Source organism: Maritimimonas sp. 2210JD6-3 (assembly GCF_056591795.1).
Genome location: NZ_JBWQOJ010000001.1, coordinates 196,496 through 209,963, shown reverse-complemented (window position 1 = coordinate 209,963; position 13,468 = coordinate 196,496). Strand labels below are relative to the sequence as shown.

At 33.5% G+C, this 13,468-nt stretch carries 14 protein-coding genes; 2 read left to right on the top strand and 12 right to left on the bottom strand.

Annotated elements, in window-relative coordinates; translation table 11 throughout:
- Window positions 1–11 precede the first annotated feature (11 nt).
- A complete protein-coding gene (locus AC1EUY_RS00960; protein WP_480193622.1) occupies window positions 12–230 on the bottom strand; it encodes a hypothetical protein in 219 nt (72 codons plus the stop codon).
- A gap of 144 nt (window positions 231–374) precedes the next feature.
- Window positions 375–587 (bottom strand): hypothetical protein, encoded by a 213-nt coding sequence (locus AC1EUY_RS00955; RefSeq protein ID WP_480193621.1) that lies wholly within the window; start codon window positions 585–587, stop codon window positions 375–377.
- Between the two features lie 90 nt (window positions 588–677).
- On the opposite strand from AC1EUY_RS00955, the gene AC1EUY_RS00950 reads away from it, so the two are divergent.
- Window positions 678–1,169: a YciI family protein gene (locus AC1EUY_RS00950; RefSeq protein ID WP_480193620.1), complete on the top strand. Its 492-nt coding sequence runs from the start codon at window positions 678–680 to the stop codon at window positions 1,167–1,169.
- Between the two features lie 474 nt (window positions 1,170–1,643).
- On the opposite strand, the gene bioB is transcribed toward AC1EUY_RS00950, so the two are convergent.
- The 7 genes from bioB to AC1EUY_RS00915 form a co-directional block, all read right to left on the bottom strand.
- Window positions 1,644–2,741: a biotin synthase BioB gene (gene bioB, locus AC1EUY_RS00945; RefSeq protein WP_480193619.1), complete on the bottom strand. Its 1,098-nt coding sequence runs from the start codon at window positions 2,739–2,741 to the stop codon at window positions 1,644–1,646.
- A gap of 67 nt (window positions 2,742–2,808) precedes the next feature.
- Entirely contained in the window at window positions 2,809–3,933 is a 1,125-nt protein-coding gene (locus AC1EUY_RS00940; RefSeq protein WP_480193618.1) for a serine hydrolase, read from the bottom strand.
- A 13-nt stretch (window positions 3,934–3,946) separates the two neighbouring features.
- Window positions 3,947–5,104 carry a beta-ketoacyl synthase N-terminal-like domain-containing protein gene (locus tag AC1EUY_RS00935; protein WP_480193617.1) on the bottom strand — a complete coding sequence of 386 codons (1,158 nt, stop codon included), beginning with the start codon at window positions 5,102–5,104 and terminating at the stop codon, window positions 3,947–3,949.
- 25 nt (window positions 5,105–5,129) lie between these two features.
- A complete protein-coding gene (bioA, locus tag AC1EUY_RS00930; protein WP_480193616.1) occupies window positions 5,130–6,395 on the bottom strand; it encodes an adenosylmethionine--8-amino-7-oxononanoate transaminase in 1,266 nt (421 codons plus the stop codon).
- Window positions 6,395–7,006 carry a dethiobiotin synthase gene (gene bioD, locus AC1EUY_RS00925; protein ID WP_480193615.1) on the bottom strand — a complete coding sequence of 204 codons (612 nt, stop codon included), beginning with the start codon at window positions 7,004–7,006 and terminating at the stop codon, window positions 6,395–6,397. The genes bioA and bioD overlap by 1 nt, the downstream gene beginning before the upstream one ends.
- Window positions 7,003–7,383 carry a putative signal transducing protein gene (locus tag AC1EUY_RS00920; RefSeq protein WP_480193614.1) on the bottom strand — a complete coding sequence of 127 codons (381 nt, stop codon included), beginning with the start codon at window positions 7,381–7,383 and terminating at the stop codon, window positions 7,003–7,005. The genes bioD and AC1EUY_RS00920 overlap by 4 nt, the downstream gene beginning before the upstream one ends.
- An 8-nt stretch (window positions 7,384–7,391) precedes the next feature.
- Entirely contained in the window at window positions 7,392–8,546 is a 1,155-nt protein-coding gene (locus AC1EUY_RS00915; RefSeq protein WP_480193613.1) for an aminotransferase class I/II-fold pyridoxal phosphate-dependent enzyme, read from the bottom strand.
- Between the two features lie 36 nt (window positions 8,547–8,582).
- On the opposite strand from AC1EUY_RS00915, the gene AC1EUY_RS00910 reads away from it, so the two are divergent.
- Window positions 8,583–9,839, top strand: a complete 1,257-nt coding sequence (locus AC1EUY_RS00910; protein WP_480193612.1) for a Y-family DNA polymerase — start codon at window positions 8,583–8,585, stop codon at window positions 9,837–9,839.
- A gap of 99 nt (window positions 9,840–9,938) precedes the next feature.
- Here the strand turns inward: AC1EUY_RS00910 and AC1EUY_RS00905 are convergent, their stop codons facing one another.
- The 3 genes from AC1EUY_RS00905 to hemF form a co-directional block, all read right to left on the bottom strand.
- Window positions 9,939–10,940: a hypothetical protein gene (locus AC1EUY_RS00905; protein WP_480193611.1), complete on the bottom strand. Its 1,002-nt coding sequence runs from the start codon at window positions 10,938–10,940 to the stop codon at window positions 9,939–9,941.
- A 121-nt stretch (window positions 10,941–11,061) separates the two neighbouring features.
- Window positions 11,062–12,393 carry a dihydrolipoamide acetyltransferase family protein gene (locus AC1EUY_RS00900; RefSeq protein WP_480193610.1) on the bottom strand — a complete coding sequence of 444 codons (1,332 nt, stop codon included), beginning with the start codon at window positions 12,391–12,393 and terminating at the stop codon, window positions 11,062–11,064.
- Between the two features lie 170 nt (window positions 12,394–12,563).
- On the bottom strand, window positions 12,564–13,466 hold the full coding sequence (hemF, locus tag AC1EUY_RS00895; protein WP_480193609.1) for an oxygen-dependent coproporphyrinogen oxidase: 903 nt from the start codon (window positions 13,464–13,466) through the stop codon (window positions 12,564–12,566).
- Window positions 13,467–13,468: the final 2 nt, after the last annotated feature.

Below are 13,468 nucleotides of genomic sequence, written 5' to 3'. Positions count from 1 at the left end.
TTCAGTATTAATTACATATTCAAGATATCTTCAATTGATGCTCTTTTATTATAATCAGGATCATAATGTACGAATGACACCTTACCATCTTTACCAATAATATAGGTAGCTGGTACTGGCAATACATTGTTATTTTCTACATTATGCGAACTCACTCTCTTTTTAACAGCAGCTAAATATTTGGGTATTGTAAGATCATTCACTTCATAAGCTACTTTATAAACATTCATAATTTTATTATCTACATCATGAAGTATAGAAAATTTGGCATCAATATCTTTCGTTGTTTTTCAATTTTTTCGGGTTTCTCTAGTAAAACTACTATCACATAATATTCTTTTTGGGTAAGTGCTTCTAAGTTTTTTGCAAGTCTGTTAGGTGCTTTTACAGTAGCCACACCAATTACTACGATAAAATAAGAGCAGTATTTTAGTATCCTTAAATAGGATTTTAGAATCGATAATTTTACCAAATTGATCAACTCCAGATATTAAGGGTGCTGCTCCTACTTCTAAATGTTTACCGTCAATTTGAGCGTTAGCAACCAAAGAAATAAATAAAATAGCTGTAAAGAATATATTCTTCATCTATTAAGTCTTTTAATTTATTGCAATAGATGCCTAAAGATACTCTTTACAAATAGTATGAAAATTTTATCTTTGTAAAAATATCAACTTATGAAATATGTATTAACGTTACTAATGATAGTGTCTTTTTGGTTTAATATTTTTGCCCAAATAGAAGCTAAGACTCCACCACCTCCCTCTCCAATTCAAGTAGAAAAAAACTACAATGAAAGTCTTGCAAAAGAAATGAAAGCAGATGATTATGGTATGCGAAAATATGTAATGGCTTTTTTAAAGAAAGGACCTAATAGAACTACTGATAAAGAAGAAGCTACCAAGTTGCAAGCAGCGCATATGGAAAATATTGGTCGCTTGGCTAACGAAGGGAAATTAGCTTTAGCTGGACCTTTTTTAGATAATGGTGAACTACGTGGGATCTATATTTTTAATGTGGAATCTGTAGAAGAAGCTAAGAAGCTAACAGAGACAGATCCTGCTATAAAAGCAGGCAGTTTAGTAATGGAATTACACCCTTGGTATGGCTCTGCGGCATTAGGGTTTGTCAATAAATATCATGATAAACTTTCTAAGAAGAAGATTTAATTTATCGTCATGCTGAACTTGTTTCAGCATCACATCATATTTTTTAAATATCTAAAGTTTTTAACCTTTGCAAGATTGATTTTCAAACATTTATACCTATTTTTGAGTTGTTTTTATCGAGCAACAGCTTGATTTATGTTTGAAAATTCTTCGAATTTATCAAAGCGATTAATTGAACATTATGAAGGTGCTGCTTCAAGATTTACAAAAAAATATAATGTAGTAGATTTGATAAATTCGAAGTAATTCCAATATAAAAAGTTGTTTTTTATTTATTAGTTAACATCTATGAATAGCGTATCTTCATTTTATCGGAAGCTAGAAGGAAATCTTCATATAATACAAAATTTATTTCAGAATAATAAAATAATAAAACTTAGATGTGCGACCCTGAAACAAGTTCAGGGTAACGAAAACAAAAAAATAAATAGTAACTTGATGGGAAGTCTCTTACTTCTTTAAGATATAGAAAAACTACTTTGTTACTTCTTTCGCTCGTAACTTTGCCTCCTCATTACGATCTATCTTATGTTCTGGTCGAGTCCATTTTGGTTTCTCACCTAGTGATTCATATTGTGAATCTTTAGCTTCTACAGTTTCAGGCTGCATTTTTTTAATGAATGGTTTTTGAGGATTCAGTCCTAATAATTTAAACATCTCCATATCTTCATTTACATCAGGATTTGGTGTTGTTAAGAGTTTATCTCCTGCAAAAATAGAATTCGCACCTGCAAAGAAACACATCGCTTGTCCTTCTCTAGTCATATCTGTCCTACCAGCACTCAAGCGAACTTGCGTTTCAGGCATTACAATACGTGTGGTCGCTACCATACGAATCATTTCCCAAATAGAAACGGGTTCTTGATTTTCTAATGGCGTTCCTTCAACGGCTACTAACGCATTAATAGGTACAGATTCTGGTTGCGGATTTAACGTTGATAAGGCCACCAACATACCAGCTCTATCTTCTACCTTCTCTCCCATACCGATGATACCACCCGAACACACAGTTACATTTGTTTTACGAACATTATCGATGGTTTCTAATCTATCCTCATAACCTCGGGTAGAAATAACTTCTTTATAATATTCTTCAGAAGAGTCTAAATTATGGTTGTATGCATATAATCCAGCTTCAGCTAATCGCTTGGCTTGGTTTTCGGTAACCATACCTAGCGTGCAACATACTTCCATGTCTAACTTATTAATTGTACGAACCATCTCTAGCACTTGATCGAATTCTGGTCCATCTTTTACATTTCGCCAAGCGGCGCCCATACATACTCTTGAACTCCCAGAAGCTTTAGCGCGTAAGGCTTGCGCTTTTACCTGAGAAACAGACATCAAATCATTACCCTCAACATCGGTATGATAACGAGCTGCCTGCGGGCAGTACCCACAATCTTCTGGGCAGCCGCCTGTTTTTATAGACAATAACGTTGATACCTGAACGGTATTTGGGTCATGGTGCTCTCTATGAATTGTTGCAGCTTCATAAAGCAACTCCATTAAAGGTTTGTTATAAATAGCTAAGATCTCTTCTTTTGTCCAGTCGTGCCTTGTAACGCTCATAAATTTGATTCGGTTTGAAATTCAAAAATACTAAAAAGCTTGTCCTCTCAAAGCAAATAGTATCCTTTTATTTTAACACCAATTGCCTACCTAACTCTGCTAGAAAGGGAATGCCTACTGATTCGTATTCGTAATTACCATCATTAAAAATCTGATTTTCATTTACGTGAATCGTAGCACTGATAATATATTCCTTATTCGTTTTTGTGTTTTTTATATAGGCACAATCCGTTAGGTATCCGTAGGCATAGCCCACTTTGTTATAGATCTCTATATGCTTTGGTATGGCATCTTTTGTATCACCGAACACTATGAACTTAACATAACTATCATAGTACACGTCAGAATTATATCCTGCCTGTTTTGGAAGGATTTTCATTGTTTTTAGTAAAAAATCACGCTCACTTTCTGATAAATGGAATTGTTGTTGTTTAGGAAAATTATCGGGAAAAATTACACGTTTCATCATACCATGTAATGAGGACAAGGGTAAGTAATTCTTTTGTGAAAAATCTTTCGGATCGTTTATGATGCTATCACCTTCAATAAAGCCTTTTCCTTTTAAGACTTTTTCTAACTTCAATCTCTTGATAGTCGAGTTAACGATTTCTTCGGTTGGTGTGGTTGTACTATCGTTTACATAAAAAATCAATGATTTTGTGGTGAGTTCTCCAGAATTTTCTACTGATAATCGATGTGAAATTCTAGCAGTTATTCCTTTTGCATTCAAGCGTTTGTTGATATCATCTTTACCTAAATATTCAAATAATCGATTATAAGCATCGTTATCGCTTACGGCAAATATCTTTGTAATCTCGTTAGCAAAAGTAGTTTCTACAGAATCGCCTTCTACATAAAATTTTGAATCTCTATGCAACTCTGTTTGTTCATTCAATTTTTCTAAAGCTAACACAGCTATTGGAAACTTAACGGAACTTGCTGGGTAAAAATATATGCTATCGTTTACTTGAAAATCATAGTCTGTAAATAAAACTCTTTTAGAAGAATCGCGAGCCACCTCGGTAAACAAGATTTGAACTTCATGTTTAGCAAGATTATTCATTACAGTTTTGATTTTCAAATTATTAGAAGTTAATACCGTTTCAAGAAGATTTTTGGGCTTTTCTTGAATACAACCTAAGGTAAATAAGAGTAGAACTAATAATAAAAGTCGCATTGAAGTATATTTCATCTAAAGATAAATGTTAACTTTTAGAAATCAAAACACTTACAGCGTTTCCGCCGAAACCAACGGCATTGACCAATATTCTTTTTATGGTTTTTGGTTGATTTGGTGTTTTGGCGTATGGTACTTCTACAACTTGTTGGTGTTGTAACATTAGAATAGCCAACTCTAAACTCAATAAGCCCGAAGTACCGAACGTATGGCCTAACTTCCACTTATTGGTTGTTAAAAATGGAATTTTGTTACAAAACACTTTTTCGATAGCCTTGAATTCGGCTAAATCACCTTTTATAGTACCGGGTGTATGTGTTACAATGACGTCTATATCGTCATGCGATATATTGCCCAGTGCCATTTTCATAGAAGCCTGAAAACAATCTGCTTCAGCAGATAAAGACGCATTATGTTCTAGAATTTCAGTTGCGTAGCCAATACCTTCGACATAAGCTAAAGCATTTTCTTTTTTACCTATTTCTAAACAAGCTATAGATGCCCCTTCACCGAGCACCATCGTATTATTTGTCTTTTCCAAATCTAATGCGCGGCAAGGATATTGCGAATCTTCTTTAGCATATATTTTTAACGCTTTCATTTGAGCAATGGTAAAAGGAGTAAGTGGTGCTTCACTTCCCCCTACTAGAAATTTATCGACCATACCCGAATTTAACCAAGCTACACCATTCAACAAAGCATGTAAAGCTGTTGAGCACGTAATAGAATGAGATATTTCTGGCCCTTTCGTTTGTAGATCATGTGCAACCCATGACGAAATATTTCCTAACGTTGTTGTTGGTGAACTCAATGTTGAAGAGTGCTGCGCTTTTAAAAATTCGCTATGGTATTTTTCAAATAAAGAGGTCGCCCCACGTGAAGAACCGATATTCACTCCAAAATTAGATGCATCACTCCATTTGGCTAATCTTACCGCTTCTCTAGACGCATAAATTGCATACAAAACTGTGTTATCTAGAGCCGCGTATTTACTATTAGAATGCCTTAACATATCAATCTTTTCGCTTGCTAATGCTGATAAAGGAGCCATAAAAACATCCTTTTCAAACACCTTTTTACTGGTAATGTAGTGTTCTGAATTTAGATACGCCTGCCAACTCTCTTGCAAAGAAATTCCTATTGGAGAAATAGACGAAATGCTTGTTATTGAAATAGGTTGCTTCATACAGTTAAAAAAGAAGTTCACAAAGCTAAACTATTTCTAAAGCCTCTTCTATAGTTAAATAAATTTTTTCTAATTCTTGTTCTAAAATTATATAGGGTACTTGTATATATATAGTATTTCCTAGTGGTCTTAAAAACACACCTTTTGACATAAAAAACTGTAGAAGTTTATCTCGCAAACCACCATAACGCTCTGTTTCAGTATTTAGGTCTAAAGCAAAAATTACACCTAGCTGTCTGGTGGATTTCACTTTAGGATGATCTTTAATTCGTTTTTCAAATTCTTTATGGCTAGTACTAATCCTTTTTATGCTAGTTTGAATCTTTGCAGTCTGCAATAGTTCTAAACTAGCAAGCGCAGCTGTACACGCTAACGGGTTGGCCGAATAAGTATGACAATGAAATAAACCTTTCGCTACATCATTACTCAGAAAGGCTTCATAAATATTTTGGGTACACGTTGTGAGCGCCATCGGTAGTAATCCTCCAGTCAATGCTTTACTCAAACAAATAATATCGGGTTTCGTTTCGAGATGGTCTGAAGCAAAATATTTTCCTGTTTTGCCAAAACCAGTCATCACTTCATCTGCAATCGTCAAAACTTTATTTGTCTTACATAATGTTAATAGTTCATTTAATCCATCAGTATCATACATTTTCATTCCCGCTGCACCTTGAATCAAAGGTTCATAGATAAAACCAGCAACATGATTTTGAGAAATAATACTTTCTAACTGCTTTAAAACATCTTGATTGTTAACTCCATCTGGAACAGGAATTCTTTTTACATCTATTAAAAAATCTTCAAACGGACCATTATACACTGACAATCCTGAAACTGACATAGCACCAAACGTATCACCATGAAATCCATTCTCAAAAGCAATGAGTGTTTGCTTCTTTTCTCCTCTATTGAAATGAAACTGTAAAGCCATTTTAATACCTATCTCGGTACTGGTAGATCCGTTATCGCTAAAAAATACGCGCTGCTGTCCTTTAGGAAGAATTTTAATCAATTCTTCTGATAGTTTTACGGCAGGTTCATGTGTGAAATCGCTAAACATGATTTGGTCTAACTGCTGCATTTGCTTGTATACACGATCAATAATATATGTATTACAATGCCCATACATACAAGTGTACCATGAAGAAATTGCATCTATGTATTGATTTCCTTCTTCATCAATTAGCGTACATCCCTTTGCTTTTACAATCGCTAAACTATCAGGATGGGTTTGATGTTGCTTTAACGGATGCCATATATACTTTTTGTCTCTTTCTTTTAAAGTCATTATTTTAAATTCTTTTTAAAAAGCTCTGCATATTCCTTCACCACATTTTGATCAAAATAAGGCTCTTCCGCTATACGGCCTATGACCGGTACTTTTGTCATTTTTTGGATAATCGATTCTGTGGTCTCATGCTCATTACCAGAAAATAGAATAGAAACATCATATTCTTTTTCTTTCAATAAGTTTACCGTTAGTAATGTATGGTTGATGCTTCCTAAATAGTGACGTGAAACTACAATTACTTTATAATCAGGTTTTATAATATCTAAAATAGTATGCTTATTATTTAATGGCACTAAAAGTCCGCCAGCACCTTCTATAACTAAATCATTCTTGGTTGTAGGCTCTTTTATTTTTTTTAGATCAATTTTTACACCATCGATTTCAGCCGCCGCATGTGGACTCATCGGTGTATGCAGCGCATAACTATTCAAATGAAATTTTGATGTACTATTAGAAACCAATCGTGCTACTTTTTTGGTATCGCAATTATCAAGATCACCAGCCTGTATGGGTTTCCAGTAATCTGCTTGCAGTGCTTCTGTAACTATTGCCGCTGCAATAGTTTTACCTACATCGGTAGAAATACCTGTAATGAAGTATTTATTCATTTAAAAATTGTTTGACAAGAATTACATATGTATTTTTTCTTCTCGAAAAAAGGAAAAAGCATTAATAAAAAATTACCTTCTTTAGGTGGAGCAACCAGTATTCTTTGAGAAGTACACCTTGGGCAATGTATTACGTTACCATTTTTATCTTTTTCGTATTCTCGAATATCGTTATAAATATCTAAGGCCCATTGAGCATGATCTTTTCGAACTAGCAATTTTACGCCACCAATAGCATGACTAATAAGTGGATCTGAATCTACGGTAGCTTCATCCATTAACATTGTTACAATGCCTTCAGATTCTAACTTAGATTTTATGAGTTGTGCCTCCGTAGAATATTCAAATGATTTTAATAAAATGTAATTATCGTTCATAGTAATTCTTATGAAACAAAAGTAGCAAGGTTCTCTAAAACATTCGTGATTTCTCCTTCAGAATTATAGGCATGCAGACAGAAACGTAATCGCTCTTGACCTTTAGAAACTGTTGGTGATAAAATAGGCTTCACATCAAATCCTTTTACTTGAAACTTTTGTGCAATGATTTTTACTTCTTTATTTCCTGGGATAATACAACAATGAATTGCTGAGTTACTATCAATAAATTTTAAATTTAATCGTTTTACTTCTTCTTTAAAATGTTGATTGTTACTATATAATTTTGATAAGTTTTCAATTCCAGTCGAACTAACAAGCTCCCCATAGGCTACTTTAATCGTTGCTAATGAATGCGGAGGTAAACCAGTTGTATAGACAAAGCTTCGTGCATAATTAATAAGATATTGTCTTAATGAATTACTCCCTAAAATAGCGGCGCCATGACATCCCATTGCTTTTCCAAAAGTTACTAATCGAGCAAAAACATCATTGTGCAAACTCAATTGTTGTACCAAACCAATACCATGCTTTCCCAATACACCTACAGCATGCGCTTCATCTACAATCAAATGAACGTTATGTTCTTTGCAAATAGAAACCATTTCTAATAGGTCTGGTGAATCACCATCCATCGAAAAAACGGATTCTGTAACGACATATAACTCATGCTGAGATTCTGAAGCAGCCTTTATATAACGTCTAATTAAATCTTCTAAATCTTTTAAATTATTGTGCTTGAATTTGTACGACTTAGCATTACTCATTTTCATGCCATCACGAATAGAAGCGTGAATCAATTCATCATATAAAATAATATCTCCTCGCTGAGAAACTGAAGAAAAAAAACCAATATTGGCATCATAACCCGAATTAAAAACTAAGGCTGCTTCGGTTTTGTGAAACTCACAGAGTAGCTTTTCTACTTGATCATATAAGAAATGGTTGCCTGATAATAATCTAGATCCGCCAGCTCCATTTTGTACACTGTTTGATGAAACTAAATAGTCATGTACTTTATCAAAGATATTTTCTGATTTAGCAAAGCCTAAATAATCATTTGAAGAAAAATCAATTAATTTTGATTCTTTACTTAACATCCGTAAAGCATTATCTCTTTTTCTATCTGCTATTTTGTATTCTAACTTCTTAGGAAATTTCATTATCACAAATGTATCAAAATCTTGTACCTTTATACCATGTTTGCATTGGTAGATTGTAATAATTTTTATGCTTCTTGCGAGCGGGTTTTTAACCCTAAATTACGTAGTAAACCTGTAGCTATTTTAAGCAATAATGATGGTTGCGTTATTTCTCGTAGTGATGAGGCAAAGAAAATTGGGTTACCTATGGGTGCTCCTATTTTTAAATGGGAAAATTTCTGCAAATCAAAAAACATTAATGTTTTATCTTCTAATTATCCTTTATATGGAGACATGAGTGAACGTGTAATGTCTATTCTATCGCAATTTACTCCTAATGTAGAAATTTATAGTATCGATGAAGCATTCTTGCAATTTAAAGGATTTGATAGTTGTAATTTTAATCGTTATGGAAACGATATCCGTGAGCGAATATCTAAATGGACAGGTATTCCGACATGTGTTGGTATAGCTCCCACTAAAGCATTAAGTAAAGTAGCTAATAAGATTGCTCGAAAATTTCCAGAACAAACTAAAGGTGTTTATGTAATTGATTCTGAAGCAAAAAGAATTAAAGCCTTAAAATGGATAAAACTAGATGCTGTTTGGGGTATAGGCTATGGTTTACACAAAAAGCTTAAAGTTAAGGGTTGCATAACTGCGTATGATTTTACACAATTATCTGATGATTGGGTACGAAAAACTTTTTCTATTACTTTGTGGAAGCTAAAAAAAGATTTAGAAGGTACTTCTAAACTAAATTTAGATATTCGCGAAAACAAAAGAGCAATAGCAACTACTAGAAGCTTTGACTATACTTATGATGATATAAATTATATTGAAGAACGTGTCTCAACTTTTGCGACTAGTTGCGCAGAAAAACTACGCAAACAAAATTCAAGTTGTCATGTAATTATTATTACACTCAGTAGCGATCGACATAAAAAAGGATTACCCCAACATAGAGTAAGTAAGCATGTTGTGTTACCATATCCGACTGAATCGTCTATTAATATTAGTAAATATGCGGTTAGCGCAGTAAAATCAATTTTTAAAGAGGGTATTAAATATAAAAGAGCTGGTGTAATTGTTACAGGATTAGTATCTACTGATAATTATCAATTAGATATGTTTTATAGAGAAAACCCAAAACATAAACTCATAATGAGTTCTTTAGATCTTATAAATGAAAAGTTAAAAGATTATAAAATAAAATTAGGAAATCAAGATTTACTTCACACTTGGAAAATGCGTCAAGAAAGACTTTCAGATAGATACACTACAAATATTGATGAAGTAATAAAGGTAAAATAAAAAAATTATGATAATATCTCACCAAATGTATAAAGTTAAAAAATATCGAGGGTTGTAACCCTCGATATTTTTTTGAGCAATTTTATATTCTTGATACTTTTAAATAGTACCTCTAATCTTTAGCTTAACATAATCATAAAGATCGTCATAGTTATATCCTTCATTTTTGGTGCGTTTTATAAAATTAGCTGTTACATTATGAATCTTTGCTTTTTTTAAGGTATTCGCACTAGGTTTACTAATTTTTGTATTTAGTATAGCGTGTATATAATCTGGAGTTATGTTATGAATAGCAAAATTTTTAAGATCATTCGCTTCTAAATCTCCATAACCTGCCTTTTCTAACTCATTAATATAGTTTATAGTAATGTTATGTATCGCGAACTTTTTTACCATATTCGCATCTATAGTACCATAACCCGCTTTTGCCAATTGATCTACATAATATACCGATACACCATGAATTGCCCATTTAATCATCATATCAAGATCAAGATCGTTATAATTGGTCTTTCGTAACTCAGTAATGTAATCTATATCTACGTCATGAATTCCAAGTTTCCCTAACTGTCTCATGGTGGGTTGGTAGCCAAATTTTTTTAAATCGTTTACATACCCTCTTGTAACATCACCTAAAAACAATTTAAAGAAATAATACTCTTTATCACCTTCAATACTCGATAGTACTTTTCCGTTTAGAAAACTTTCAAAATCTGGCTTTTTCGTAAACGTGAATTTACCCGTATCTTCACCTATTGGATAAGCTCCTTCAAATTTCATAAGGCCAGCTTCACGATCTATTTCAAAACCATCAGCAGTGCGTTTCAATTCGTTTTCATCAACTGAAAAATTGATATGAAAAGAGCCTCGATTTCTACCTCCAGCATTCATTAAACCTATATAGATTGTATTTCCTTCCTTCGTTGCTGTCCAAAAACCCTTGTCTAGTTTGGGCGAGTTCGAAAAGTTATTAAATGAAATGTTCGTTACACGGTGTCCTCTTTCATTCTTGTTTTTGTTTTTGTTTTTTTGTGCACAAGAGCTTGTACCTATAAAAATAGCCAGTGCGCATGTAAAAAGTAATTTAACTGATGTTTTCATGTTGTATAGAATTAAATTGGTTCTGTACAGATAAACTCAGCTATTTTAAAAACGTTACAAAAATTACAGAATAAAAAAGATAGAGTACTCTAAATATTAAAATATAATTGGCAATGCATGTCTAGAAATCTTGATTCACATCCCAAGCTTCTAAGGTTTCTTTTAATGTTTTAATAAACATACCTCCTAAAGCACCATTCACAACTCTATGATCGTATGAATGCGAAACAAACATTTTGTGACGGATACCTATAAAATCACCATCGGGTGTTTCAATTACGGCAGGCATTTTACGAATGGCACCTAATGCTAAAATTGCTACCTGAGGTTGATTGATAATAGGAGTACCCATAATAGAACCAAAGCTACCTACATTCGTAACAGTATAAGTACCTTCTTGTATCTCATCGGGTTTCAATTGATTATTTCGTGCTCTATTTGCTAGATCATTTACTTGTTTGGTCATACCCACCAAATTTAACCGATCTGCATTTTTAATAACAGGAACAATTAAATTACCATCGGGTAAAGCAGCCGCCATACCTAAGTTGATGTTTTTCTTTTTGATAATACTATCACCTTGAACAGAAATATTAATCAATGGAAATTTCTTAATCGTAGCTGCCACAGCTTGCATAAAGATTGGAGTAAATGTTAATTTCTCTCCTTCTCTTTGAAAAAATACATCTTTTACTTTTGCTCTCCATTTAAAAATATTGGTGACATCTATTTCAATAAAGGACTGTACATGTGCCGATGTTTGTACAGAATCAACCATATGTTTTGAAACCAATTTACCCATTCGCGTCATTTCTATGATCTCATCTTCACCACTTACAGTTATTGAAGCCGCTTTTGGAGCAATAACTTGTTTATGCTCTGTAGCTATAACTTTAGCAACAGGTTGCACTACATTATTAGTTCTATTTTCAATATAGGTGAATATATCATTTTTAGTTACACGACCATCTTTACCTGTACCAGATAATGCTTCTAGTTCATCTAAAGAAATCCCTTCTTTTTGTGCTATATTTTTTACTAATGGTGAATAAAATTTTCCTGAGGGCGAATTCTTTATTTCAGCCACGGCAGCAGCTACAGTTTGCTCAGCAGCTATAATAGGTTCAATAACATCTTCTTTTACTTCAGTTGGTGTTGGCACTGCAGTTTCTTGAATTTCTGGAATACTATCTTGAGTATTAGAACTCGCTGCGTCGGTTTCTATGATGGCTAATGTCTGACCTACTTGTACCACATCATCTACATTAAATAGTTTTTCAACTAAAACCCCTTCTACCTCACAAGGCACTTCAGAATCTACCTTATCGGTAGCAATCTCTACAATTGCTTCATCAAGTTCGATGGTATCGCCTACTTCTTTTAACCAAGCGGTAATCGTTGCTTCTGCAACACTCTCACCCATTTTAGGAAGTTTTAGCTCAAATTTTGCCATAATAGTTGTCTAGTTTTGAGACTGCGAATTTAAGAAATTATAGGATGCGAATTTTGAATTAAAAGATTAATTTATTTGTTAAATTTATCATTTTGTTAAAAATTATATAAATAGAAATACTACGTTACATTAAATTTAACAAATAGCCTCTAAAGTTATTAATTCAATAATCAAACCCAGTTTTTAGGATTTTCAAGTACTTCTAAAAGTCTAGCTTCTTCACTTCCTTTTGCGGGATGATGATCGTACACCCATTGTACATGTGGTGGTAAACTCATTAGGATGCTTTCTATACGTCCATTAGTCTTGAGTCCAAACAATGTACCTTTATCATGCACTAAGTTAAACTCTACATATCTACCTCGACGAATTTCTTGCCAATTTCTATGTTCTTGATTAAACTCTATATCTTTTCTTCGTTTCACAATCGGCACATAGGCTTCTAAAAAACTATCCCCTACTTCAGACACAAAATCATACCAGTTATGCATCGTCATTTCATCTGTTTTTTTACAGTAATCAAAGAATAAGCCACCAATCCCTCTCGCCTCTTCACGATGCGAATTGTAGAAATATTCGTCACACTTTTTTTTGTAATCTGAATAAAAATTAGAATCGTGTTTGTCGCATGCCCCTTTACAAACTTGGTGAAAATGCCTAGCATCGTCTTCAAATAAGTAATACGGTGTTAAATCTTGCCCGCCACCAAACCAGCTATCAACTATGTTGCCTTCTTTATCATACATTTCAAAATAGCGCCAATTAGCATGTACAGTCGGTACAAATGGATTCTTTGGATGAATCACCAAACTTAAACCACAGGCAAAAAAATCTACTTCACCCACATTGAAGTAAGCTTGCATTGCTTTCGGTAGTGGTCCATGAACCGCAGAAATATTGACACCTCCTTTTTCGAACACATTACCATTTTCAATGACGCGTGTTCTACCACCGCCGCCTTCAGGTCGTTTCCATAAATCCTCTCGAAACTTTACTTTACCATCAATCTCTTCGAGCTTAGCGGTAATGGTATCTTGTAGTTCTTGTATGTAGTTGTAAAATTTATCTTTCATTT